The sequence below is a fragment of the Bifidobacterium longum subsp. longum JCM 1217 genome (assembly GCF_000196555.1).
GTDB lineage: Bacteria > Actinomycetota > Actinomycetes > Actinomycetales > Bifidobacteriaceae > Bifidobacterium > Bifidobacterium longum.
In genome coordinates this window covers 1878460-1903918 of record NC_015067.1, presented here as the reverse complement: position 1 = coordinate 1903918, position 25459 = coordinate 1878460, and the positions used below count along the sequence as shown (strand labels likewise).

Here is a 25459-nt window from a genome sequence, read left to right as displayed (position 1 = left end):
GTACAGAAGATTACCTCCCTCTGTAAGGGAGGTGCTGAGCATAGCGAAGCGGAGGGAGAGACTAACGAGTCGGGTGCCTCAGAACACCAGTTGCACCAGCAACATATATACAATTGTGCCGCCGGCGATTGAAAGCAGCATATTGCGTTTCCATACGTGCAGCAGCACGATGACGGTGCAGGCGATGAGTTCCGGAAGGCCGTGTGAACCGGTCAGAATCGGGGTGTTGCGCAGTGCGTATACCACCAGTAGACCGGTCATCGCATAGGGCAGGACCTGGCCGAAATACTCGATGATGCGCGGCGGCTGCTTGGACTCGGGAAACACCAGAAACGGCAGAAAACGGGTGCACATCGTGCCCAGCACCACCGTCACGATAGTGATTGCGCCTTGCCAGATGGTCATCGTCATCGCGTCTGTCCTTCCTTCTGCTGGTCCGCTGCGTGGCTCATGGCATGGTCTGCCGTGGCTTCCGGGGCGTCGGCGGCCGGCCGCAACACGTCCAGATGCGGGCGTAGCGCGACGAACAGTATCAGCATGGCGATCATTGAGGGAATCATGAAATCATTGGCCCCGAATATCAGCAGGCAGGCCAGTGATGTCAGCACACCGATGACGGCGGACAGTCGCTCGCGATGCTTGCCGTCGAGCCACTGATCGAGGAAGATCACCAGAAACAGCGCGGTCAGTACGAAATCAAGACCGTCGGTATTGAACGGCAGATGCGCGCCGATCAGCCCGCCCAGTGTGGCGCCGGTCACCCAATACAGCTGATTGCACAGCGTAACCCAGAAGTAGAACCAGCCACGGTCGATGCCGGCGGGGATTTTCGCGGTGGAGTTGATGGCAAAAGTCTCGTCGCACATACCGAAAATCAGGTATGGGCGCTTCCAGCCGAGCCCTTTGAATTTGCCGAGCATGGATAGTCCATAAAACAGGTGACGGGCGTTGACCATCAGGGCCAGCAGAAAGCCGGCGAGCGGGTTGAACGCGGAGAGCAGCAGATTCACCGTGACGAATTCCATTGAACCGGCGAAGATGAACGCGCTCATACACATCGGCCATACGAAGGAGAAGCCTTTGGTGCCCATGAGAATGCCATACGAGGCGCCGAGAAACAGGAACCCCAGGCAAATCGGTATGGTCAGCGGAAACGCCGCTTTGAGCGCCGGCAGCCAGGCGTTGGTGTTGGTGTTGGCGGTGTCTGCCATGTGGATGATGTTCTCCTTGTACAACTGGTCTGCCGGCCGATGTTCGCCGATGATGCCATATGCGGTTATACACGCATGGTGTCGATAAACGGGGTGAGGGTGGCGTCGGGACCCTGTGCGCGAAGTCACAGTGTGGAGGATGTCACATCGTCTACGGTGGGATAGTCCTTGTGGCGGGCGCGAACACGTGCTGAGATGAAACCATGAGCACATATCAAGCGGGCCGAATGCTTTCAGACCTGGTCCCGCGAATACGAAAAGACCTCGGTCGCTATGACCGGGGTCTTTAGTGAAGTACCCCCAGAGAGAGTCGAACTCTCGTTGTCAGATTGAAAGTCTGGTGTCCTAACCGTTAGACGATGGGGGCGAACAACTCGAATTACTTTACGGGAGGTTGTTCGGTTATGCAAATCGACGGCATTTCGGCGTGTCGCAATCAGTTCAGGGTAACGGCCTGATAGGTGAAGTCATGAATCACGCGGCCGGCGGCCAGGCCCTTCTTCTCGAAGTTGGTGAGCACGCGGCCCTCGAATCGCTCGGATTCGGTGAAGTCGGCGTGCGGCATATCGGCGGCCATGTCGGCATTGCCCTTGCCCACGTGCTCCAGCGGCAGGCTGACGGTTACGCTGCCCAGGTTCTTCCAGCCATCGAGGCCGTCCATCACCTCGTGCACGTGCAGGGCATAGTCCTCGATGTCGGTGGCGATACGCCAGACGCCGTCTGTGACCAGCGCGCGATGGATGTCGCCGGCCATGGCCTCCTGCACGATGCGGCGCTTGTGGTGCTTCTTCTTGGGCCAAGGGTCGGGGAAGAAGGTCCATACCTCGGCCACGGTGCCGGCCGCGGTCACCTTGAACAGCTCGGGCGCATTGACCTGGGCCACGCGAATGTTGGTCAGCCCCTGCTTGCCGGCGAGCAGCAACGTGTGGGCCACGCCGGGGTCATAGACCTCTAGGGCAAGGAAGTTCGTCTCCGGGCGGGCTGCGGCTGCTGCCGCCACGTTTTCTCCCTGCCCGGTGCCGATTTCCACAATGAGCGGATTGTCGTTGCCCCATGCGGACTCCACGAACGCGCGGTCGAGCGTGACGCCCTCGCGCACGTCCAGCAGGTTGCCGGCCGCAATATCCAACAGATATGTGTCGGCATAGTTGTCCCAGGCGCGCTGCAGGCGATCGTCCAAACGTCCGGAGCGGCGTACGAAGGAGAGCACCTTGTGCAGGGGGTGCGCCGGTGCCTCGGTGTGGTCTGTGGCCATCGCGGCGACGGGATCGATTGCTGTGGATTCGGGATCGGTCATATATTCCTCGGATTTTCCTTGTGCGCCGCACCGCTGTTCATTCATTAGGTCGATTTGGCGTTCATTAGGTAGGTGGTGTGCGATACCAACCACCATATCAAGCCGTTTACCCGGTGTCCGTGCGGGCCGGCTCCGGGCCGACCTACCTAATGAACGCCAAATCGACCTAATGAATGCAGATATTGCCGGACGACACCACCGTTTTGTGCGATTATGTTCGTGTGATATACTCAAATTGTTTCAAAAGGTAACAAAGCGGACCAAAAGTGAACAGCCGCTGAACTCCCCACGGCCGACGCTTTGCAACCCGCACAAGGAAAGGTCAACTATGACAGTTCTCGTCACCGGCGGCTGCGGCTACATCGGCGCTCATGTCGTTCACGCACTCCATCAGGCCGGCGAAAAGGTCGTTGTCGTCGACGATCTGAGCTACGGCAAGCCCACTCGCATCGAAGACTCCCGCCTGTACGGCATGGATATCGCCGCCCCGGGCGCCGGTGAGCGTTTGGCCGAAATCCTCGATGCCGAAGGCGTCGACTCCGTGATCCACTTTGCCGCTCGCAAGCAGGTCGGCGAATCCGTGGAGAAGCCGCTGTGGTACTACCAGCAGAACATCAACGGCATGCTCAACGTGCTCACCGGCATGACCCAGTCCAAGAACGCCAAGAAGCTCGTCTTCTCCTCTTCCGCCGCCACCTATGGTGTGCCGCCGGTCGATGTGGTGCCTGAGGACGTCGTCCCGATGCTGCCGATCAACCCCTACGGCCAGACCAAGCTGTTCGGCGAGTGGATGGCACGCGCCTGCGAGCAGCCGTTCGGCATCCGCTTCTGCGCGCTGCGCTACTTCAACGTGGCCGGCTGCGGTCCGGTGGAGCTTGAGGATCCGGCCATCCTGAACCTCATCCCGATGCTGTTCAATCGCCTCAAGCAGGGCAAGGCTCCCGCTATCTTCGGCGACGACTACCCGACTCCGGACGGCACCTGCGTGCGCGACTACATCCACGTCTCCGACTTGGCCGACGCCCACATCGCCGCCCTCAAGTACCTCGACCGTGACGAGCGCAAGTACGACGCCTTCAACGTCGGCACCGGCGAAGGCACCTCCGTGCGCCAGATCGTCGACGAAGTCAAGAAGGTCACCGGTCTGCCGTTCACCGAGGCTGTCATGGCCCGCCGCGCCGGCGACCCGCCGCACCTGATCGGCTCCCCGAAGCGCATCAACGAGGAGATGGGCTGGCATGCCAAGTACGACGTGGAAGACATCGTCAAGTCCGCGTGGGATGCCTGGCAGGCCAACCCCGAACACCACATCGACGTCGACACCTGGAAGCAGGCTGACTGAGATTGACGGTCACTTTGCGGTGGATGCCGCGAAGCGTTTCCGTCCATAAGGGCGTGGCCGGGGTTCCGGTCGCGCCCTTCGTCGTTTTGTGGATGTTTGTGACAGACGTGTTCGCGTGCTGGTGATAGCAAAAACCTTGAAATTATGCGGAACACGCCGAAGTTTGCATGACTGGCGAATTTCAGTAATATATACATCTGTTGCCTCACGCAAGTGAGAACAATGGCCCCGTAGCTCAGTTGGTTAGAGCGCCGCCCTGTCACGGCGGAGGTCACCGGTTCAAGTCCGGCCGGGGTCGCTGGAATGGTTATGAAGCCCGGATTATCCGGGTTTTTGACTGTTCATGGCTCTGTAGCTCAGTTGGTAGAGCGAGCGACTGAAAATCGCTAGGTCAACGGATCGACGCCGTTCGGAGCCACCATAATGAAGCCCCGCCTTGTGCGGGGCTTTTGCATATCCGTCGCGTACCTACTCCGGCGGGGGTTATAGGCCAAAATGGCGGGCTGGCCGGTCAATGCAAAGGCTCGCGTTCGCCAACAACTGTCTTCCTCGCCGCAACTACGCACGCCAACAGCACCAATGCGAACATCGATCCGAACAGCAACCCGGTCTTAAGACTGTCGCCATTGGCAGAGGCCACCAGTCCCACTACGGCAGGGCCGCCGGCGCATCCGAGGTCGCCGGCCACGGCTAGTAGCGCGAACATCAGCGTACCGCCACCGGGCATGGCGTCTGCAGCCATCGAGAACGTTCCGGGCCACATAATACCCACTGAAAAACCGGTGAGCGCACAGGCAAGCAGACCCAGTACCGGTGCCGTGGTTAGGGCTGCGGTCAGATACATGGCCACGCACAGTACGGAACTGCTGGCAATGAATGCCGTGAGATCCAGTCGATGCCCCAGCACTCCGTAAATCGTGCGGGACAGGCCCATCATCAGGGCGAATGCGGCAGGTCCCGCCAAGTCGCCAATCACCTTGGTCACGCCCAGACCGGACTCGGCGAACGCGCTGGCCCACTGGCTCATGCCCTGTTCGGCCGCGCCCGCGCACAGCATCATAAGGAACATCAGGTAGAACACCGGCTTCTTCGACAAGTCGGCGAACCGCATGGTCGCCGTGCCTTCCGGCACAATGCGCGGCATGGGAGCGCCAGCGAACATCGCGATGCCGATGGCAGGCACAATCGCCCACAAGCAAGCGAGAACCGGCCATGAGCCGGTGCCGAACGCAAACAGAAACAGCGTGGAGATGGCCACGGTGCCGAGCTGGCCCCAGCAGTAGAAGGAGTGCAGCAGGCTCATCGCCTTGGCCTTGTGTTCGCTCGGGCAGGCCTCGACGATGGGGGAGACCATGACCTCGATGAGTCCGCCGCCGAGCGCGTAGAGGAAAATCGCCGCCAGAATCGCGAGATACGGGTCCGGCACGCGGGTGGGGAGCAAGCCCAACGCCAGCAGTCCGGCAAGGGCGGCCAGGTGGGCGGCGATAATGCACGGCTTGTATCCGATGCGGTCCACGAACTTGCCGGCCAGCACGTCCACGACCAGTTGGGTGACGAAGTTGACGGTGATGAGGGCGGAAAGCCGCGCCATGTCGATGCCGAGTGTCGCCGCGAACGTGACGAACAGCAACGGCATGAAGTTATTGATTACCGCCTGAGTGATGTATCCCACGAAGCAGGCGGTGACAGTGTGGTTGTAGTTCGGGGCTGTGGCGCTCATAGAGTCAGTATTGCAGAAAAAGCACCCGCGAAATGCGCGTGCGAAGAGAATCGTGTGGGACGGCAGATGAACAATGGTAAAAACCGCGTGCCGTCCCACAAAAAGGAATCAGGCCTGCCACCATTGGCGCAGGGGGTACCACTTGCCGTCCGGGTGGGCCACGCGATCCGGCTTGACGGCCAAGAACTGGTGAATCTGGATGCCGTCGAGCTCGAAGTTCAGAGCGCAGGCGGCCATGTACATACCCCATACCTTGGCGCGTTCAAAGCCGACCTGCTTGACCGCGTCGTCCCAATGCTCGGAGAGGTTCTGGTTCCAGTGATGCAGGGTGAGCGCGTAGTGCTGGCGCAGGTTCTCCTGATGCACCACGTTGAAGCCGGCGTCATGGATGCACGATTCGATGAAGCCGGGCGCGCCGAGATCACCGTCCGGGAAGATGTAACGGTCGAGGAATTCGTCGGTACCGGGCTTGCCGTGAGGCTTGTCATGGCTGATGGTGATCTGGTGGTTCAGCAGTCGGCCCATCGGCTTCAGAAGGCGGAACATCTCTTCGAAGTAGCTCTGGTAGTTCTTGACGCCTACGTGCTCCATCATGCCGATCGAGCAGATACCGTCGAAGTCGTGCTCAGGCACCTCGCGGTAGTCCTGCACACGCACTTCGGCCAGATCCTGCAGCCCTTCACGGGCGATCCATTCGTTGGCGTACGCGGCCTGTTCCTTGGAAAGGGTGACGCCGAGCGCCTTGATGCCGCGACGGGCGGCGGTGATGACCATCGAACCCCAGCCGCAGCCGATGTCCAGTAAGCGCTGGCCGGGCTGCAAGTCCAGTTTGTCGAGAATCAGGCGCAGTTTGTTGGCCTGTGCGTCTTCAAGGCTCATGTGTTCGTTGTCGAATACCGCGCAAGTGTAGGTCATGGAGGATCCAAGGAAGTCGGCGTAGAACTCGTTGGACATGTCGTAGTGGAAGCTGACGGTTTCCGAATCGGCCTTTTCGGTGTGCGGCATCAGGCCACGCTTGATACGGGCGAACTTGCTCGGGCCCTCGGTGGCGGGCACCGGCGGCTTCTTGAAGCCATGGCTCAGGATGCCGGCAGATACGCGGGCAATTGATGTGGGAGTGAGTGGGCGAACGTATTTGGACAGCGACACCAGCTTGCGCATCGCCGGATACGGGTCGGCGTAGTCAATGCCGTCCACGTCGAAATCGCCCAGAATGTATGAGCGCACGATGCCGATTTCATTCGGGTGCGCGAGTAGCTGGTACATGCAGTTCGGCGTGGCGATTTTGACCTTCAAATCCGCGTCTGCCGGGCCGAAATGCGAGCCGTCGAAAGCGTCGATACGAACGGGAGTGGCGGGGTCGAGAAACAGGGACGCCATCTCGCCGACCGTCATAGCCTTGCCATTTGCCATTATCTACCTCATTCTCTTATGATGATCACCCCAACTGTCGAGGTATCTTAGTCCTCTTCAGGAGACTGAAACCGTTGAATACACCATCTGGTGAACCAGTTCGCGTTCGGCTGATGAAGCACGAATGGAATTAGGCATCTCGCATATTGATTGCGCTACGCGCGAAGTAAGCGGATGAGAGACGAGTTTCTCGGAGAGCGTCAGATGACTCCGGAAAATGGTCTTATCGTTGAGATTTCGGGCGATGGAACTGGTTTGGTCAATGGACAATAATTCGACAAGTGCGGAATTCCGCCATTTCTTGCCATTATTTTCAGTGTTGTTCTTTCAGCGTGTTTTCAGGTGAATGCTCATGCGCGGAGTAGACTGGGGAACCGTTGGACCACTCAAAGACAGAGTGGACCACCAGTTAAGACACTAGCTCAAAAGGAGAGCCCCTATGGTGTACCGCATGATTTTCAACCAGACTGCATACTTCGGACGTGGCGCGATCAAGGAGATTCCGGCCGTCGCCAAGCAGCACGGCTTCACCAAGGCATTTATCGTCACCGACCCGGTGCTGCTGGAGACCGGCACCGCCGAGAAGGTCACCAAGGTTCTGGATGAGGCCGGCCTGCCGTACGAGGTGTTCTCCAACGTCAAGCCGAACCCGCCGGTCGAGTGCATCAAGGACGGCGTCGCCAAGTTCGCCGAGTCCGGTGCGGACTTCCTGATCGGCCTGGGCGGTGGCTCCCCGCAAGACACCTGCAAGGGCATCGGCATCATCACCGCCAACCCGGAGTTCGCCGACGTGCTTTCTCTGGAAGGCGTCGCGGATACCAAGAACCCGTCCGTCCCGATCTTCGGCGTGCCGACCACCGCCGGCACCGCCTCGGAGACGACCATCAACTACGTGGTCACCGACACGGCCAACAAGCGCAAGTTCGTGGCTGTCGACCCGCACGACATCCCGATCGTCGCTTTCGTGGACCCGGATCTGACCGACTCGATGCCGCGCGGCCTGAAGGTCGCCACCGGACTTGACGCCCTGACCCACGCCATCGAGGGTTACATTACCCCGGGTGCCTGGAGCCTGTCCGACTGCCTGTCCATGCAGACCATCCGCATGATTGCCAAGAACCTGGCCAAGTCCGCCGACGGCGACATTCCGGCCGGCGAGCAGATGGCCTACGCGTCCTACATCACCGGTATGGCCTACTCCAACGTGGGCCTCGGTCTGGTGCACGGCATGGCTCACCCGCTGGGCGGCCGTCTGGGCGTGGCCCACGGTGTGGCCAACGGTATTCTGCTGGCCCCGGTCATGGAATACAACAAGGACTTCACCGGTGAGAAGTACCGCGACATCGCCGATGCGTTCGGTGTTGAGGACGCCTACACCGGCGACCTGGAGAAGGTGCGCGAAGAGGCCGTGCAGGCCGTCCACAAGCTGACCGTGGATCTGAAGAACCCGACCACGATTTCCGAAGTGGGCGCCACCGAGGCCGACCTTGAGCCGCTGGCTCACGATGCCTTCAACGACGTGTGCACCCCCGGCAACCCGCGTCAGGCAACCGAAGAGGACATCCTCGCGATTTACAAGTCGCTGATGTGATCAGTCAATGACAGTAAACATTAGCTCCCTCTGATGAGGGAGCTGTCAGCGTAGCTGACTGAGGGAGAGAAGTTGCGGCGTAGCCGCTGAATAATAGGTATCGGCCTGCGTCCGATTCAATGTTTTAGCGACTGCGTCGCAGTCTCTTCCTCAGTCTCACTTCATTCGACAGCTCCCTTATCAGAGGGAGCTTGCATAAGCAGAGGGGGCTCGTATATCTAGCTACTTTTCGTGCTTTTCGTCGTAGACTTCGTCGGTGGGGGTCTCGTCGTACAGCTGCTTGCCTTGCGCCTCCGCCAGTTCCATCTGCTCGTTGATCCACGCGGCTTCAGCCGGATTGATATCCGCGGAATTCAGCACTTTCTGCCACACCGGGTAGAACATGTGCATCGCCGGATACATGGCGGTGAACAACACCTCCGGCTTATGCGTGCGCGTATGTTGCGGATGCGCATCAAACGTATTCTTAAAACGTCGCATGTAGCTCAGGAACGAACTCAACGACGTATCCATCCGTCGCGCACTCATCGCGGCGATCATGCGCGGCGAGTACACGGTTTTCAGATCCTTGCCCATCAGATGCAGGGAAATATCGATATCCTCATGCATCACATCGGCCTTATCCCGGCAGACCTCATTCACAATCTGATGCCAGGCCGAAGCGCGCAAGGCCATATTCGAGCCGAACAGCAGCGGCTGGCCGCCATCGGCACGGTAGATTCGCTTGCGTAAGGAATTGTCGCCTTTCAACCCGAAATGGCGTGAGGGCATGTCGTAATACATCACCGGACCAGTGGCACCCATCGCGGCCGGGTCTTCGGTGAAGATGCCGGAGACCACCTCCACCCAGTCAGGCCGGATCATACAGTCGGCGTCAAAACGGCCCAGCACATCGCCGGTCGCGGCGTTCAGGCCAAAGTTGCGGGTGGGAATCAGCCCCTGTTCATCGTTCTGGTGCAACAGTTTGACCGGGGCCTCAGGATGTTCGGCAATGAACTGTTCGACAACCGCACAGGTGTTGTCCGTAGAACGATTGTCCACCACCAGCACCTCATGCGGCATGATGGTCTGACGGGTGGCGTTCAGCAGGCAGTCGCGGATGCGTTCGGCTTCGTTCCACGCTGGGATGATGATCGAAACGTTGAGCATAACATCAACAATAGAAAAGCGGGTGTACGCCGCCGGCGTATCCGAGCTTCAAACCCCTCGCTACAATGGGGAGCCATGAGCGAACGCGTGCGAAACGTAAACAGCACCGACACGTTGAGAACCGGTGCCGCAGAGGCCGGGGCAGACCCGGACGACGAGAATCGTATCGACTTTGGTACTTTGTTCCCCGCCAAGGGAGATTCCCGTAGGCCACCGGAATGGTTCGGCCGCGCGCTGCTGTATGTGGCCCTCGCCGTCATCGTATTCATGTTCTGCTGGCGCTCGTGGGGCGACATCTCCTATCTAGTGCTCGACATCATCATCTCGCTGTTCCTGGCGCTGGCCGTCGAACCGTTGGTGGTGGCGCTGGTGGCTCATGGCTGGAAGCGTGGCGTGGCTTCCGCCGTCAGCTTGGTGGGCGTGGCCGTGGTCGTGGGTGTGCTGCTCACGCTATTTGGCAACATGTTCGTACAGCAGATGATTGCCATGGTCCGCGGTTTGCCGGCCATGTATGAGCAGATTCGTGAGTTCGTGGACCAGTATGCCACGTTCAAGATGCCGGAAATCAGCAATCTCGGCATGGAAATCTTCAACAATATCCAGACCTCGTGGGTCACCGATTTTGCCGGTACCGCCATGAGTACGGTGGGCGGCCTGTTCTCCTTCCTGCTGAACCTCATGACCGTGGTCATGACCACGTATTACATCTCCGCCGCCGGCCCCAAACTGCGCCGCTCCTTCTGCCAGTGGCTGGCCCCCAACACGCAGCGCCGATTCCTGCTGGTGTGGACCGTGGCCCAAGGCCAGATTTCGTCCTTCCTGTTCTCCCGTTCGATTCTGGCGTTGATCAACGCCACCTGCACTGCCATCTTCTTAGAGATTCTGCATGTGCCCTACTGGCTGCCGTTGGCCCTGTTCTGCGGCGTGGTATCCCAGTTCATCCCCACGGTCGGCACCTATATCGGCGGCGCGCTGCCGGTGCTGTTCGCTTGGGGCAACCGCGGATGGACGTACGCCGTGGCGGTGCTGGTGTTCATCATCGTCTACCAGCAGATCGAGAACCTGATTCTCTCGCCGAGGATTTCGCAGCGCACGATGGATATCAACGCGGCCGTCGCCTTCCTCGCGGTGCTGGCGTTCGGCTCGCTGTTCGGCGCGTTTGGCGCGTTCCTGGCGCTGCCGGTCACCGCATCGCTGCAGGCCATCTTCCGTGCGTACACCAAGCGCTATGAGCTGATTGACTCACCACTGATGAACGATCCGACTCCGGAGAAGAAGTCCAAGATCGTCGAGGCGTCCGAAGCGTTCGGCGAGCATGTGCTGCAGCCGATCGGCGAGCACATGCCGCGTGCGGCCAAGGGGTCCACCAGCCGTGTGCCGATGAATGAGGAACTGCGTTTGCTGCAGGAACAGATCTATGCGATTCCGCCACACGAGACGAAAGAATCCGATTTGGACGATTCCGCCACCGTGGCGATTCCGCAGCGTGGTGCCGCGGATACGCAGCAGTCTGAGCAGCCCAAGCAACGCAAGCAAACCAAGCAGTCTGATCAATCTGCCTCCAGCAATCCTAGGGCGGGGTGGCGCTGATGACCCTGCTTTCCGTACTCGATATTCTTCTGGTAATCGTCGGTGGTGCCGGCATGATATATCAGGGACTGTGCATCGTGATGTCCCTGTTCGCCAAGCCCGTGCGCTTCCCCGACGCCCCGATGACCAACCGGTATGCCGTACTGATCTCCGCGCGCAACGAAGAAAACGTGATCGGCAACCTTATTGGGTCGATTCGCGATCAGACCTACCCGTCCGACCTCATCGACATCTGGCTGGTGGCCGACAACTGCACCGACAACACCGCCGACGTGGTGCGGTCTTTGGGCTGCCATGTGGTGGAACGCCACAATCTTGAACTGGTTGGCAAGGGATATGCGCTGACGTATCTGTTGGGGCATATGCTCGACATCGGTGTGGCCGATGATTATGAGGCCTACTTCGTGTTCGATGCCGATAACAAGCTGGACAAGCATTACTTCGAGGAAATGAACAAGGCGTTCTGCTCCGGATTCAAGATTCTGACCAGCTACCGTAATTCGGTGAATCTGGCGGATAACTGGGTGTCTTCTGGTTCTGCGCTGTGGTTCATCCGTGAATCGCGATTCCTGTCTAACTCGCGTATGATTCTCGGTTCCTCTTGCCATGTGGGCGGTACGGGATTCATGTTCTCCCGCGAGGTGATGAAGCGGAACAAGGGATGGAAGTTCCACCTGCTCACTGAAGATCTTGAATTCACTATGGATTCGATTCTGCATGGCGACCGCATCGGCTATTGCGGTACTGCGATCCTCTACGACGAGCAGCCGGTTACCTTCTCGCAAAGTTGGCGTCAGCGTTTGCGTTGGAGCAAGGGATTCCTGCAGGTATTCCGTTATTATGGCTCGGCATTGCTGAAACGCGCGGTTCGCGAACGTGATTTCTCCTGCATCGACTTCACCTTGATGCTGTGTCCGTTTACCGTGTTGGGCGTGATTCGCGCGGTGATGGGCTTGCTGTTCGCCGCGTGTGGCTTCGTGAGTTGGTCGAGCCAGCTGCAATCGCTGGCCGGTTGGTCCAGCGGCATCATCACATCGGTGTTGGGTCTGATGGCATTGGCTGCATTGACCATCATTGTCGAGCACGACCAGATCGGTGCCACGAACAAGGAGCTGCTCGCCTATGTGCTCAGCTTCCCGATTTACATGCTCAGCTACGTGCCGATTTCCTTCCAGGCCATCTTCGCCAAAGCCCAGTGGAAGCCCATCGCACATAAGGGCTGACCGAGTCCGCTAGTCCGGAGCTGCTCAGCGGGGCAATCCAACAGCAACCCGGGGGTGCTGCGCTGAGGGTTGACTGGTGGGCTAGAGTAGATGCATGAGCTTAGACAATACTCAAAGGAATGTCGGATTTCAGCCGCCGATGATGCCAGCCGCCGCTCCCGCGTCTTCGCAGTCGCAACAGCCACAGCCGCAAGCATGGCCGCCGAACCCGAATACGGCGGTGTCCATTCGCGGCCTGTTCAAGCACTTCGACCGGAAGATCGCCGTCAACGGGCTCGCGCTTGACATTCCAATCGGCTCGTTCTACGGACTGGTGGGCCCTAACGGCGCCGGCAAAACCACCACGCTCAATATGGTGACCGGTCTATTGGTGCCGGACGCCGGCACCGCCATGATTCTGGGCCATGACGTGTGGAGCGACGTGAACACGGCCAAGCGCATGATCGGCGTCATGCCCCAGCCCGACCAGATCTTCGACCGACTGACCGGTTTGCAATTGCTCGTCTACTCCGGCATGCTGCGCGGCATGAGCCGCGAGGAGACCACGCGTCGCGCCCAGGACCTGCTCAATGCTTTCGACTTGGCCGGGGCCGCCAACACGATGGTCACCGATTACTCGGCCGGCATGACCAAGAAGATCTGCCTGGCCTCCGCGATGATTCACAGCCCGCGCATTCTGGTCTTGGATGAGCCGTTTGAATCCGTGGACCCGGTGTCCAGCGCCAACCTCAAAGACATTCTCATCGAATACGCGAAGACTGGCGGCACGGTGATCATCTCCTCACACGTGATGGCATTGGTCGAAAAGATGTGTACGCATGTGGCCGTAATCAACGACGGTCTGGTATGCGCGGCCGGCACGGTGGACGAGGTCGCTGCTGGCGAAGAACTCGAAGACCGCTTCCTGCAACTAGTCGGTGGCCGCCACGAAGCCGCCCATCTCGCGTGGCTCGATGGCGGGCAGGCCCAAGCCCAAGCACCAACTTCGGCCCAGACGATTCAGCCGATTCTGCCTACGCCCGCCACACCCACCGATGAGGCCCGCCAATGATCAAGACCGCCATCACCCTGGTCCGCCTGCGCTGGACGCTCACGCTCGCCACCCTGCGAAAATCGGCGTGGCAGACCGTCGCCTATGTCTTTTCCGCTGTACTCGCGGCCGGCACCATCATCGGCACCGGCGTGCTCGCATGGTTCATCGGCATACTGCCGCCCTTCACCGTGAACGCGGATGGCTTTCCGCTGAACATCCTTGGTCCCGGAGGCATCGTCAACATAGTCGTCGTGCTGGTCGGCGCGACCATGACCATCTTCATCGGCTTCATCCAGCTCATGATGCTTGGCGAAGGCTCCACCATGAACCCACGCAAATTCGCGATCTACGGCATCGCCGACCGCAACCTGCAATTCGGCTTGCTGCTTTCCGGCCTGTCCGGCATCCCCTCCCTTACTGGCGTGGCCTCACTGATGCTCTGGACACTGGCCTATCGGCATATGGGACCAGCCGTAATCATCAGTTCCCTCCTCGCCGCAGTGCTGGCCGTCATCACCATGATGAGCATCTCCAAACTGGTCATCGCCCTATCCACCACGCTGGTGACCAGCAAACGCGGCAAAGGCGCGTTCTACATCTTCATCGTGCTGACTTTCGTCATCATCTGCCAGTTGCCGAACATTCTGGTCAACTCCGGCATAGCCTTCAGCCTCAACACCGAGACCTGGGGCGCGGCGACCGCCATCGCCGCATGGACGCCGTTCGGTGCGGCCTTCCAACTGCCGTTCGACGCGCTTACCGGAGCTTGGGCGGTGCTGATCGCCCGCATCGCCATCCTTGCCGTCACATGGATCGTCTGCTTCGCCGTATGCACTTGGTGTCTGAGGCATGAACGGCTCACCATCGGCGCAAACAGTCCGTCCGAGACCGCCAAAGGCATCGGCGCATTCGCATGGATGCCCGATTCGGCATCCGGCGCGGTGTCCGCACGCCTGATCACCTATCTCAAACGAGACCCCCGCCAAGCCATGACCTTCGCCATGCCGGTCCTGTTCCTGATCATCTTCGCCTTCCAGGCGCACGGCATCAGCGCGGTCGTCTGGCAGTCGCTGATCTGGTGTGGCTGGTTCATGTCAGTGGTGGAAAGCAACGGGCTCGCATATGACGGCCGCGGCTTCACCATGGAAGTCATCGCCGGCGTGCGTGGCCGGACCGACAGAATCGGCCGCGTGCGCGTCTACGTCGGCATCATGGTCGTCTACATGGTGCTGCTCTATCTCGCCGGCATCGTGCTGGTCGGCGCACTGACCGGCCGCTGGGCGCAGCCCGATGACCTCGTCACCGGCCTGATCTTCCTCGCCGTGGGCATGGGCGTCGCCTTGAGCGGCCTGGGCGTGGCCGAAGTCACGTCCTGTGTGCTGATGTACCCGGTCGCCTCAATGGACAAGCCGTTCTCCGCGCCTCAAGGCCGCGCCATGGCCCAAGGCTTCTTCCCGTTCGTCTACGTGCTTGGCAGCCTGCTGCTGATGCTGCCCACCGGCATCGTGGCGCTGGTCATGCTGCTGACGGGAGCCGAAGGCGGCATATGGCTGGCGATTATTCCGGTCGCACTGGCCAACGGCATCGGCATCCTGGCACTCGGGACATGGCTGGGCGGTAAGCTGATGGATGCGCGAATGCTTTCGATTGTGGAAGCACTCGACTCGTTCGCCTCATTGCAGAAATGATCGCCTTGGCATAAGGAGCACGATGGTATCTACAGCGGTATCACGCCGTCAGCGGCGTGAAGCGCAACGGCGGACCCAACGATCGCATCGCCGAACACTGACCGTCATCATTTCCGCACTGACCACCATCGCCCTGTTCGCGGGGTACTGCGCCGCCGACATCACCGACGTGGCCCCCGGATTATTGACGTTGAAGCCCGTCGCCGCACCTGTTTTTGCCGATCCAGCCACCGCCAAATCAGGCGGCACCGTCGCCGGCACCTTGAACGCGAACAAGGCCATTGATTCCACGGCCGCTTCTGCGCTGGTCAACGAATTGCTGTCCGCGCAAGGCGTGGGAAACGATACGTCGGTGATCATTGAAGACGCCCAAGGCACCGTCGCTGCCGAACATGAGTCGAACACTCCACGCGAGCCTGCATCCACACTGAAAACGCTGACCGCGCTCGCCGCCTCATCCACCCTGAATATGGCATCCACCTTGGATACCCAAGTGTTCCTCACCCAATCCGATGACGGCACCAATACGTTGACCCTCAAAGGCAATGGCGACATGCTGCTGTCTGCAGGCGATTCTGACGCCAACCATACCAACGGACGTGCCGGTCTGAACACCTTGGCCAAGGCCACCGTGGCCGCGCTCGCCCAGCGAGGCATCACTTCCGTCAATCTCGAGTACGACGACACCCTATTCGGCGACTCACGCATTCCGGCAGGTCTGTCGGAAGGCGGCGCAGTCTTAAGCGACTACACCGTCTACTTCACGCCGGTCTCATCAATGGCGATTGATGGAGGCCGCCAATACACCGCCGATACGCCTGCGCCGGCCGACCCCGATGATTCGGCCGGATACCCGGAACTGTCCCAGCACGCCGCCAGCGACGTGGCCGCGAAATTCGCCGAACTGCTCCAATCGAACGGCATGGCCGTTACCGGAGACGTGACGGCAAACACCGCTCCATCCGGTGAAACGCCTTTGGCTTCGGTGAGTTCGGCAACACTGTCCGAAATCATGGCATACACGTTGCGGCATTCGGACAATACGCTGGCCGAGGAGTTCGGCAGACTCACCGCCTTGGCGAAATCAGCGACAAACAGTCCTGAAGGCGGCACGGAAGCGGTCAAATCCACTCTGAACGATCTCGGTCTCGACACATCCGGTCTGACCATGGCCGATTGCTCCGGCCTGTCTCCCGGCTCCCGGCTCACCGTACGCACGCTGGCGGCCGTCCAACAACGTAATCTGACCACCGAGAGCGGTGCTGCTGGTGCGGAAGGTCTATCCATCGCGGGATTGGTGGGCACGGCGCAGGATCGGTATACGGATGATGCCGTGGCTGGTCTGCTGCGCGTCAAAACCGGCAGCCTCGGCACGGTTACGTCGATGGCCGGCAATGTGTCCCGCACCAATGGGGGAGCGTTGTCGTTTGCCGTGGTGGTCAACAATCCTGAGGATTATGCCGCCGCGCGTAGCGCCATCGACTCGTTTATCACCAAGCTCGCGGGGCTGTAAAAGAGGCATCAAGGGCCATCAAGGGCTACAAAGGCCGTAAACGTCCATAAACGCACGAGTGCCTATAACCAGAAAAAAGGTGGTGAGTACATGGCATATTCCGCACGATTGCGCAAGGCCGTAGGCGCGGTCCGCGCAACGCTGAGTGCCGTGGAACTATGCGATGTGCAGGCTCCCGAATTCGCGCAGCATGGGGACCATGCCGTTGCCGCCGATGCGCCGCTCGTGCTCGTGGCCTGTTCAGGCGGGCGCGATTCGATGGCACTGGCTGCGGTGAGCCATATCGTATGCACGTCCATGGGCGTGCGTTGCGGTGCCGTGATTGTGGATCACGGCTTGCAGGCAGGCTCCGAACGGGTCGCCAGCGAGGCCGCGGATCGTTGCCGCGCGTTGGGACTGGGCCCGGTCATCATGCGCAACGCAACCGTACAGGCGCGCGGCGAGGGCCTCGAAGCGGCCGCACGGCAGGCCCGGTATGACGAGCTGTGCGCCGCGGCGCATGAATCGGGTGCCATTGCCGTGCTGTTGGCCCACACTATGGACGATCAGGCGGAAACCGTATTGATTGGCCTGCTGCGCAGTCGAGGCGTGGATGCGTTGGCTGGCATGCCGCAGGTCTTCACACGCAGTGGCGCGACTTTTGCGCGGCCACTGCTTACCCTTACTCGAGCCGAAACCACCGGTATCTGTGAAGACTTAGGTGTGGAATATTGGGATGACCCCACCAATGGCGATGCGGTAGACGGCGAGTTGCCGAACGACTATCCGTTGCGCTCGCGGGTGCGTCACGACCTGCTGCCGGCCATCGAACGATTCGCTGGATTCAATGTCACCCGCCATTTCGCCGAAAGCGCACGGTTGGCCAGAATGGATAAGGAGTATCTGGATCAGCGATCCGACGAGGTGATGGGGGAGGCGGTTGCGGCAGTTGATTGGCCGGCATCGTCGGCAGCGGTATCGACCGATGCGCCACGAGCCTGTGTGGCAGGCGATACCAACGATTCGAGCCATGGCATCGGCCTGATGATCAGCGTCAAACGTATTGCACGTGAGCCAGAGGCGATTCGGTTGCGGGTCATCGCTCACGCGCTGAGCCAAGCCGGTGTGAACGCCAGTGCTGCCCAGATTGCCGCCATCGACCGGCTGGTCGTCGATTGGCATGGGCAAGGCGGCGTCTCACTTCCCAGAGGTTATTCAGCCAATCGCAAGAAACACGTCATTCGCGTGTGCCAAGATGGAGCGCATGCGAATCGCTGACGTTGAGGAAGATATTGACCACGAGCTGGTCAGCAAAGAACAGATTGATGCCAAGATCCACGAGATGGCTGCTCTCGCGAGCGAGGATTACCGCGATAAGAATCCGCTGCTCGTTGCGGTGCTGAAAGGGGCCGTGAATACGCTGGTCGCGTTCACCCAGGCCATGAGCATTCCTGTACAGATCGATTTCATGAGCCTGTCGAGCTATGGCTCGGGCACAGTGTCGAGCGGTGAGGTCACAGTCAGGCAGGATTTGTCCGCCGATGTTCGCGGACGGCACATTTTGATTGTGGAGGATATTGTTGATTCAGGACGCACGCTCGCGTGGCTGGTCGCAGAACTGAAACGTCGTGGTGCCGCTTCCGTGGAAGTCTTCGCTTTGCTGAGCAAGCCTTCCCGCCGAGAGGTGGACGTTGATGTGAAGTACGCCGGCTATGAGATTCCGGACGAGTTTGTCGTCGGCTTCGGCCTCGACTTTGACGAACGCTACCGCAACCTCGATTCGATCGCGGTCCTCAAGCCGTCCGTCTACCAAGGAGTGCAAGCATGAGCTTCCCGCAAGGGCCGGGTAACGGCAATAACCCGAACCCGAACAACAACCGTAACAACGGCAACCCGTTCACCAACCCGTTCAACCGTGGCAATAACGGGAACAATGGCAAAGGCAACAAAGAGAACCGCCCGATATGGCAGTCCCCCTGGCTGTGGGGTGCCGTGCTCGTGGTCATGGTTGTGCTGATGTTCCAGATGTTCGCCGGCGGTGGCACCAAAACCATCGATACTAAAGATGGTTTCGCGCTGATCAATCAGGGCAAGGCCACATACGCCGAGATCACGGACAACAAGCAGGTCGTCCGCCTTGAGCTGAAGAATGACTACACCAAGAAGAACGCCGACACCGGCAAGGTGACCAACTACGGCAAGAACGTGCAGTTCTACTACACCTTCGCCCAGGGCGCGCAGGTGGCCAAGGCCGTGGAGAACGGCGATCTCGAAAAGGGCTGGACCTCGAATATCGAGCAGACCAGTGTGATGAGCTACCTCATCACCTCGATTTTGCCGTTCATCATCTTCTTTGCCTTGTTCTGGTGGCTGATGAGCCGCATGGGCGGTGCCGGCGGCATGCTCGGCATGGGCGGCAAGAAGGACAGCGGCAAGCTGCTCGAGGGCCAGACCCCCACCACCAAGTTCGCCGATGTGGCCGGTGAAGACGAGGCCGTGGCCGAAGTCGAGGAAATCAAGGACTTCCTCAAGGATCCGTCCAAGTACAAGGCGCTGGGTGCGCGCATCCCGCGCGGCGTGCTGCTGTACGGCCCTCCCGGCACCGGTAAGACGTTGCTGGCCCGAGCCATCGCAGGTGAGGCCGGCGTGCCGTTCTACTCGATGGCCGGCTCCGACTTCGTCGAGATGTTCGTCGGTCTCGGTGCCTCCCGTGTGCGTGACCTGTTCGATGAGGCCAAGAAGAACGCTCCCGCCATCATCTTCATCGATGAGATCGATGCCGTGGGTCGCAAGCGTGGCTCCGGTATGGGCGGTGGCCACGACGAGCGCGAGCAGACGCTGAACCAGCTGCTCGTCGAGATGGACGGTTTCGACAACGACACCAACCTCATCATCATAGCCGCCACCAACCGCCCTGACGTGCTTGACCCCGCTCTGCTGCGTCCGGGTCGATTCGACCGTCAGGTAGGTGTGGCCGCGCCTGATCTGGAAGGCCGTGAGGCAATTCTGAGGGTGCACGCCAAGGGCAAGCCGTTCGTACCGGACGTCGACCTGCATATGGTTGCCGTGCGCACGCCGGGCTTCACCGGTGCCGATTTGGCCAACGTGCTCAACGAAGCTGCGTTGCTGTGCGCCCGTGCCGGTGCCCAGTTGATCGACAACCGCGCCATCGACGAGGCCATCGACCGCGTTCAGGCCGGCCCGAAGCGCAAGTCCAAGGGCATGGCTCTGGAAGAGCTGCGCAACACCGCATACCACGAGGGTGGCCATGCGCTGGTGGCCGCCGCCTTGAACAACACCGATCCGGTGACCAAGGTGACGATTCTGCCGCGAGGCCGCGCCCTCGGCTACACCGCCGTCATGCCGACCTCCGACCGCTACTCGCAGTCGCGCAACCAGCTGCTCGACCAGATGGCCTACGCGATGGGTGGCCGCACCGCCGAGGAAATCGTCTTCCACGACCCGACTACCGGTGCTTCGAACGATATCGAGAAGGCTACGAGCATCGCCCGTACGATGGTGATCGAATACGGCTTCTCTGATAAGCTCGGCGCCATCAAGTGGGGTTCCGACGACGATCAGACCACTGTGATGGATGGTCTGCAGCCGCGCAAGTACTCCGATCGCACCGCTGAGGTAATCGATGACGAAGTGTTGAAGCTGGTGGAGACCGCGCACACCGAGGCATGGACCATCATCAACGACAACCGCGAGATTCTTGACGAGCTGGTCCGCCAGCTGCTGGTCAAGGAGACCCTGAACGAGAAGGAACTTGCGGCGATCTTCGCGCCGATCAAGAAGGCTCCGGTTCGTCCGGTGTGGCTGTCCAACGACCGCCGCCCCGACTCGGACAAGCCGCCGGTGGAGATTCCCGAAAGCCTCAAGCGCTCGGTCGGCATGAAGCCGGAAGAGTAGACACGATGACGATTCGGCCCGACCTGTTCATGTGGTTTCTCACGTACGCAGGCCGGGCCGACGTCGTTGTGGACAATGACAAGGGAGAGATGAGATGAACGAATATATAGAGTCTTGCCAGCGGGAGAAACGCACATACGACGAGGAAGGCGTGCGCGAGGCCGTACGTCTGTTCCTGAAGTCGATTGGCGAGGATCCCGAGCGCGAGGGACTGGTGGAAACGCCTGACCGTATCGCCCGCGCGTGCCGCGAGCTGTTCGCCGGTCTGCAGGCCTCGCCGGCCGATGTGCTGGAGAAGCACTTCGACGTGGATACCGACGAGCTGGTGCTGGTCAAGGACATCGAACTGTATTCGGTGTGCGAGCATCACCTGCTGCCTTTCCATGGCGTGGCCCATGTGGGCTACATTCCCGCCAAGGATGGGGTGATGGGGCTGAGCAAGCTCGCCCGACTGGTTGAGGTGTATGCTCGCCGGCCGCAGGTGCAGGAGCGTTTGACCCAGCAGATCGCCGACGCGCTGGTCGAGTATGCGGGCGCACGTGGTGTGATTGTGGTGACCGAATGCGAGCACCTGTGCATGTCGATGCGCGGCATCAAGAAGTCTTCCGCCCGCACGGTGACCTCTGCGGTGCGCGGTCTGCTACGCAACCCCGCCACCCGAGCCGAAGCCATGAGTCTGATTCTTGACAAGTGACGCAACCTAGGCTCCCCTCTCTGAGGGGAGCTGTCGCCGTAGGTGACTGAGGGGAGCGAAGGGGAAACAATGAAGGGGAGATGACCTATGACTGATTTGCAGGCGTTGCATGACGCCACGCACACCATGGTGATGGGTGTGCTCAACATCACCGAGGACTCGTTCTCGGACGGCGGCCTATGGCTGGACCCGGCCAAGGCGGCCCAGCACGGGCGCGACATGATGGCCGCCGGCGCGGATATCATCGACATCGGCGCCGAATCCACGCGCCCCGGTGCCAAGCGCGTGTCCGAGGCCGACGAACTGGCCCGTATCACCGGTGCCGTCAAGACGTTGATTCCGGCCGGTGCCGTACTGTCCATCGACACCACGCGCGCATCCGTGGCCGCCGCCGCGCTGAGCGAGGGCGCACAGATCATCAACGATGTTTCCGGCGGCACGCTGGACGCCGAGCTGCCGCATGTGGTCGCCGACCACGACTGCCTGTACGTCGTGCAGCATTGGCGCGGCTGGCTCGTCGGCTCCAAGGGCGCGAACCCCGATCAAGACACCTCCGTATACGAGCATGGCGTATTGACCGACGTGCACGACGAACTCATGCGCCAAGTCGACGGCGTGCTGGCCGCCGGCGTAAAGCCTGAGCGCATTATCATCGATCCTGGTCTGGGCTTCTCCAAGCCCGGCATCGAGCATAACCTACCGCTGCTGACCGGGCTCGAGACCTTCCGCGCCACTGGATATCCGGTGCTGATTGGCCAGTCCCGCAAGCGCTTCATTTCGGCGATGCTTACCGGGGCGGGTACTGCCGGTGCTGATGGCCCGACCATGGCCCAGCGCGATGACGTGACCGCAGCCTTGTCCGCCCTGTCCGCCGAGCACGGCGCATGGGCCGTGCGCGTACACGATGTGGCCAAAAGCCGCGCCGCCGTCATCGCCGGCAACACCTGGCGCGAATACGCATGATTCCCCTGGCTCCCTGTTTTTGGTTGCTTCTAGGTCTTGGCTCCCCTCGGGCGAGGGGAGCTGGCGCCGAAGGCGACTGAGGGGGAGCATTTGAACAGAAAGCCTTACCAATGGACACCATCACACTTACCGGCGTACATGCCAACGGCACCCACGGTGTGCTCGCCTTTGAACACGAACGGCCACAAACCTTCGTCGTGGACGTCACCCTGCACCTTGATCTGGCCGCCGCCGGCCAATCCGACGATCTCAATGACACCATCGATTACGGCCGCGTGGCCAAGGATATCGTGGCTGTCATCGAAGGCCCTCATGTGGACCTGATCGAGCGTCTGGCCCAACGTATCGCGGATAAGATTCTTGCCGATGCGCCGGCCGTCGCCTCCATCGACGTCACCGTGCACAAGCCTCACGCGCCCATCGTCGTGGCTTTTGCAGATGTATCGGTCTCCATCTCGCGCGTGCGTGCCACCGATAATGGACGCACTGCTGAAAAGCATGCCATCCATAACGCGGTGGTGGCCTTGGGGGGCAATGTGGGCGAGGTGGAATCCACCTTGCGAGCCGCCGTTCGGGAGATTGACGCGCTGCTTGGCACACAGGTGACCGGTATTTCGCCGCTTTACCGCACGGCCGCGTGGGGCATGGCTGACGGTACGCCGGATTTCCTGAACGCCGTGGTGGAGCTTGGAACCACAATGGGCAGCCACGAATTGCTCGCCGCGTTGCAAAACATCGAAGCGAACCATGGGCGAATTCGTGAGAATCATTGGGATTCCAGGCCGTTGGACTTGGACATTATCGACTTTGATGGCATCACCAGCGCGGATCCGGATCTGGCATTGCCCCATCCGCGTGCTTGGCAGCGCGCATTTGTGCTGGCTCCTTGGGCGGCGCTGAATCCGAACGCCAAACTTGCTGGAGCCCATGAGGGGCCTGTAGCCGATTTGCTGGCCGCCGCGCCGGACCGTAACGCCGTGCAGCTCGAGAGCGAAGACTGGATGCTCGGCGGGCATGCAGTCAAGCAAGAATCAGCGTCGGAGTCGGAACCCGTCTCACGCAAGGCGATTATTTCGCTGGATTCCACCTCGCAGGATGCCGAACGGCTGTTCCGCGAAACCATCGTTTCCATCGACAGTGTTCCTGGCAATCAGGTACAGGGCATCTCGCCGCTCTACCATGTCAGCCATTTCGACAGTCCGGACGCGATGAGCGCGGTCATCCAAATCGAAACCAAGTTGCCGCCCGCCGACCTGATTGCCGTATTGGGCAGCATCGAAAGCGTTCATGACCTAGCAGTCGACCTTGACCTTGTTGACATGGAAGGCGTGACTTCCGACGAGCCCAACTGCAGCATTCCTTGGCCGTCGGCCCGTAACCATGCGTCGGTATTGGCACCTTGGCTGGATATGGACCCGAATGCTTCTCTGGGCGGCGACCCGGTGGCCTTCCTTTTGGCCATGGCACCGGATGCCGGACAGGTCGGATTGCTATCGGACAACTGGATACTGTCGAATAGTTGAGCTGATGGCGGAACCAGTTACGAACGGTAGGCTAGAAACCAGACGGTGACGGACCAGTCTCCGGCCTCGAGCAGCCAGGCACGGCAATGACGAAAAAACAAATCAAGATGAACGGCCAAAGCGCGAAGGCCGTTCGCAAACAGCAAACAGCAACGCAACGATAAGGAGGCCGGACATGAAAACACGGCGAACACCATGGTGGCAGTATGTGATCGGTGCCGTGTTGGGCCTGTTGGCGGGTATCGGTCTGGCCTCCTACGGCGAAAGCTCGGGACTGTCGCTGATTGGTGCGCCTTGGATTGTGCCCGGATTGCTGGCCGTACTGGGCGTTATTGTGCTGATCTTGGCCCTGCAAGTGCATAAATACGCGAATACCGACCCCAAGAAACGTCCGCATAGCTTCATCAATCCCACTATCGCGGTGTATACGCTGGTGTTGGCAAAGGCACTGGGATTGGCGGGCGCAACGCTCGCCGGCTGGTATGGCGGTCAGATTGTGGTGAGCTTGAGCCATATCGAGGCGGATTTCTATGCACACGCCGTCACCGAGTGCGCAATTGCGGCCGTGGTGTGCATCGCCGACATGATCATCGGCATTATCGGCGAATGGTTGTGCCAGCTACCGCCGAACGAAGGCCCCGAAAACCCGAAAATCAGGGAAGCCAAGCGCCGTAGCGACATAGCCCAAGCCTACAAGCGGTAGGGGTGACTATTCCTACGGCACGCGCACCATAGCTTCCTGAGCGATGGCCGCCACCAAGTCGCCATTCTGCGCATACACTTTGGCAATGCCGAGTCCGCGTCCGTGCGCGGCGATAGGCGTATCCTGCACATACAAATGCCATTCGTTGATATCGATATCCTGATACCACCACATCGAATGGTCGATGGACGCATAGGAAATGCCCGGTGTGGAAATCGACAGTCCGGCGCGGCGCAGCACCGGCTCCATCATCACCTGATCGCAGCCAAGCGCCAGCATCGCACGATGCATGACCTGCGGCACATCGACGTGGCCATCGGCCTTCATCCACACCATCTGCTTGCCGGAATCATGCTCGGCGGAATCCTTGTCCGCGCGCAGCATCACGGTCGGCGTCACGTGGCGGATATCGAACGGCGATTTCTCGGCATAGTAATTGGCGAACGGCGACTTCTCGGCGAACGGCTGCATGAGTTCTTTGGCGGAAGTCAACGTTTCGGGATCGGGCAGGTTTTCCGGCATCGGATCGGCAAATTCCACACCCTCTTGGCCGGTCTCCTGGAAAGAGGCGATGGCCGTGAGAATCGACCCCTCGGCTTGGGTGACGTTGACCCGACGAGCGGAGAACGAGCGGCCGTCGCGAAGGTTCTCGACGTCAAACAACAGGTCTTGACGAATATCGCCGGCGGCAATGAAATAGCCATGTACCGAATGCGGCAGGCGTGAAGGGCCCACTGTTTTGGACGCGGCGATCACCGACTGGGCGATGACCTGGCCACCGTAGACGCGGCCGGTGGGGAAGTACATACTCTCGCCATTGATATATGTGTGATTGCGGTAAGCGGAAGGCTCGCCCAACTTCAGCACCTTCACCAGATGGTCCAATGGAGTTACGGTGGTTGCCTGAGCCAT

Annotated in this window: 21 protein-coding genes and 3 tRNA genes; 16 read left to right on the top strand and 8 right to left on the bottom strand. The window is 60.2% G+C overall.

The window, feature by feature from the left end:
- Nucleotides 1-78: 78 nt before the first annotated feature.
- The 4 genes from BLLJ_RS08230 to trmB form a co-directional block, all read right to left on the bottom strand.
- Nucleotides 79-411: a branched-chain amino acid transporter permease gene (locus BLLJ_RS08230; RefSeq protein ID WP_007052362.1), complete on the bottom strand. Its 333-nt coding sequence runs from the start codon at nt 409-411 to the stop codon at nt 79-81.
- Nucleotides 408-1211, bottom strand: a complete 804-nt coding sequence (locus tag BLLJ_RS08225; protein WP_013410658.1) for an AzlC family ABC transporter permease — start codon at nt 1209-1211, stop codon at nt 408-410. Before BLLJ_RS08225 ends, BLLJ_RS08230 begins: the two co-directional genes overlap by 4 nt.
- Nucleotides 1212-1506: 295 nt before the next feature.
- Nucleotides 1507-1578: transfer RNA gene (locus tag BLLJ_RS08220), tRNA-Glu, on the bottom strand.
- A gap of 69 nt (nt 1579-1647) precedes the next feature.
- Nucleotides 1648-2553 (bottom strand): tRNA (guanosine(46)-N7)-methyltransferase TrmB, encoded by a 906-nt coding sequence (trmB, locus tag BLLJ_RS08215; RefSeq protein WP_016507735.1) that lies wholly within the window; start codon nt 2551-2553, stop codon nt 1648-1650.
- 283 nt (nt 2554-2836) lie between these two features.
- On the opposite strand from trmB, the gene galE reads away from it, so the two are divergent.
- From galE to BLLJ_RS08200, 3 genes are all read left to right on the top strand, one after another.
- Entirely contained in the window at nt 2837-3850 is a 1014-nt protein-coding gene (gene galE / locus BLLJ_RS08210; protein ID WP_013582911.1) for a UDP-glucose 4-epimerase GalE, read from the top strand.
- Nucleotides 3851-4074: 224 nt separating this feature from the next.
- Nucleotides 4075-4148: transfer RNA gene (locus BLLJ_RS08205), tRNA-Asp, on the top strand.
- Nucleotides 4149-4195: 47 nt separating this feature from the next.
- Nucleotides 4196-4271 (top strand) — tRNA-Phe (locus tag BLLJ_RS08200).
- Nucleotides 4272-4361: 90 nt separating this feature from the next.
- Here the strand turns inward: BLLJ_RS08200 and BLLJ_RS08195 are convergent.
- Nucleotides 4362-5570 carry an MFS transporter gene (locus tag BLLJ_RS08195; RefSeq protein ID WP_013410660.1) on the bottom strand — a complete coding sequence of 403 codons (1209 nt, stop codon included), beginning with the start codon at nt 5568-5570 and terminating at the stop codon, nt 4362-4364.
- Between the two features lie 108 nt (nt 5571-5678).
- Nucleotides 5679-6983, bottom strand: coding sequence for a class I SAM-dependent methyltransferase (locus tag BLLJ_RS08190; protein WP_007055349.1), 1305 nt, complete (start codon nt 6981-6983; stop codon nt 5679-5681).
- A 439-nt stretch (nt 6984-7422) separates the two neighbouring features.
- On the opposite strand from BLLJ_RS08190, the gene fucO reads away from it, so the two are divergent.
- On the top strand, nt 7423-8574 hold the full coding sequence (gene fucO, locus BLLJ_RS08185; protein WP_007052368.1) for a lactaldehyde reductase: 1152 nt from the start codon (nt 7423-7425) through the stop codon (nt 8572-8574).
- 222 nt (nt 8575-8796) lie between these two features.
- Here the strand turns inward: fucO and BLLJ_RS08180 are convergent, their stop codons facing one another.
- A complete protein-coding gene (locus tag BLLJ_RS08180) occupies nt 8797-9723 on the bottom strand; it encodes a glycosyltransferase (protein ID WP_007057751.1) in 927 nt (308 codons plus the stop codon).
- A gap of 75 nt (nt 9724-9798) precedes the next feature.
- Here BLLJ_RS08180 and BLLJ_RS08175 point away from each other — a divergent pair, with 75 nt between their 5' ends.
- From BLLJ_RS08175 to BLLJ_RS08120, 12 genes are all read left to right on the top strand, one after another.
- Complete coding sequence (locus tag BLLJ_RS08175) at nt 9799-11313, top strand: AI-2E family transporter (protein ID WP_007052370.1); 1515 nt, start codon at nt 9799-9801, stop codon at nt 11311-11313.
- Nucleotides 11313-12536 carry a glycosyltransferase family 2 protein gene (locus BLLJ_RS08170; RefSeq protein WP_007053855.1) on the top strand — a complete coding sequence of 408 codons (1224 nt, stop codon included), beginning with the start codon at nt 11313-11315 and terminating at the stop codon, nt 12534-12536. The genes BLLJ_RS08175 and BLLJ_RS08170 overlap by 1 nt, the downstream gene beginning before the upstream one ends.
- 94 nt (nt 12537-12630) lie before the next feature.
- Nucleotides 12631-13587, top strand: coding sequence for an ABC transporter ATP-binding protein (locus tag BLLJ_RS08165; protein ID WP_074709602.1), 957 nt, complete (start codon nt 12631-12633; stop codon nt 13585-13587).
- Nucleotides 13584-15257: a hypothetical protein gene (locus BLLJ_RS08160; RefSeq protein WP_013582909.1), complete on the top strand. Its 1674-nt coding sequence runs from the start codon at nt 13584-13586 to the stop codon at nt 15255-15257. The genes BLLJ_RS08165 and BLLJ_RS08160 overlap by 4 nt, the downstream gene beginning before the upstream one ends.
- A 22-nt stretch (nt 15258-15279) precedes the next feature.
- Entirely contained in the window at nt 15280-16770 is a 1491-nt protein-coding gene (dacB, locus tag BLLJ_RS08155) for a D-alanyl-D-alanine carboxypeptidase/D-alanyl-D-alanine endopeptidase (RefSeq protein ID WP_013582908.1), read from the top strand.
- Nucleotides 16771-16860: 90 nt separating this feature from the next.
- A complete protein-coding gene (gene tilS, locus BLLJ_RS08150; RefSeq protein WP_013582907.1) occupies nt 16861-18027 on the top strand; it encodes a tRNA lysidine(34) synthetase TilS in 1167 nt (388 codons plus the stop codon).
- Nucleotides 18014-18577: a hypoxanthine phosphoribosyltransferase gene (gene hpt, locus BLLJ_RS08145; protein WP_007055325.1), complete on the top strand. Its 564-nt coding sequence runs from the start codon at nt 18014-18016 to the stop codon at nt 18575-18577. The genes tilS and hpt overlap by 14 nt, the downstream gene beginning before the upstream one ends.
- Nucleotides 18574-20664 (top strand): ATP-dependent zinc metalloprotease FtsH, encoded by a 2091-nt coding sequence (gene ftsH / locus BLLJ_RS08140; protein ID WP_013582906.1) that lies wholly within the window; start codon nt 18574-18576, stop codon nt 20662-20664. Before hpt ends, ftsH begins: the two co-directional genes overlap by 4 nt.
- A 94-nt stretch (nt 20665-20758) precedes the next feature.
- Nucleotides 20759-21358 carry a GTP cyclohydrolase I FolE gene (gene folE, locus BLLJ_RS08135; protein WP_007053862.1) on the top strand — a complete coding sequence of 200 codons (600 nt, stop codon included), beginning with the start codon at nt 20759-20761 and terminating at the stop codon, nt 21356-21358.
- Nucleotides 21359-21445: 87 nt separating this feature from the next.
- On the top strand, nt 21446-22321 hold the full coding sequence (folP, locus tag BLLJ_RS08130) for a dihydropteroate synthase (protein WP_007053863.1): 876 nt from the start codon (nt 21446-21448) through the stop codon (nt 22319-22321).
- A gap of 110 nt (nt 22322-22431) precedes the next feature.
- Nucleotides 22432-23844, top strand: a complete 1413-nt coding sequence (gene folK / locus BLLJ_RS08125) for a 2-amino-4-hydroxy-6-hydroxymethyldihydropteridine diphosphokinase (RefSeq protein ID WP_013582905.1) — start codon at nt 22432-22434, stop codon at nt 23842-23844.
- A gap of 175 nt (nt 23845-24019) precedes the next feature.
- Entirely contained in the window at nt 24020-24547 is a 528-nt protein-coding gene (locus BLLJ_RS08120) for a DUF3180 domain-containing protein (protein ID WP_007052383.1), read from the top strand.
- A 12-nt stretch (nt 24548-24559) separates the two neighbouring features.
- On the opposite strand, the gene BLLJ_RS08115 is transcribed toward BLLJ_RS08120, so the two are convergent.
- A complete protein-coding gene (locus BLLJ_RS08115; RefSeq protein ID WP_007052384.1) occupies nt 24560-25459 on the bottom strand; it encodes an acyl-CoA thioesterase in 900 nt (299 codons plus the stop codon).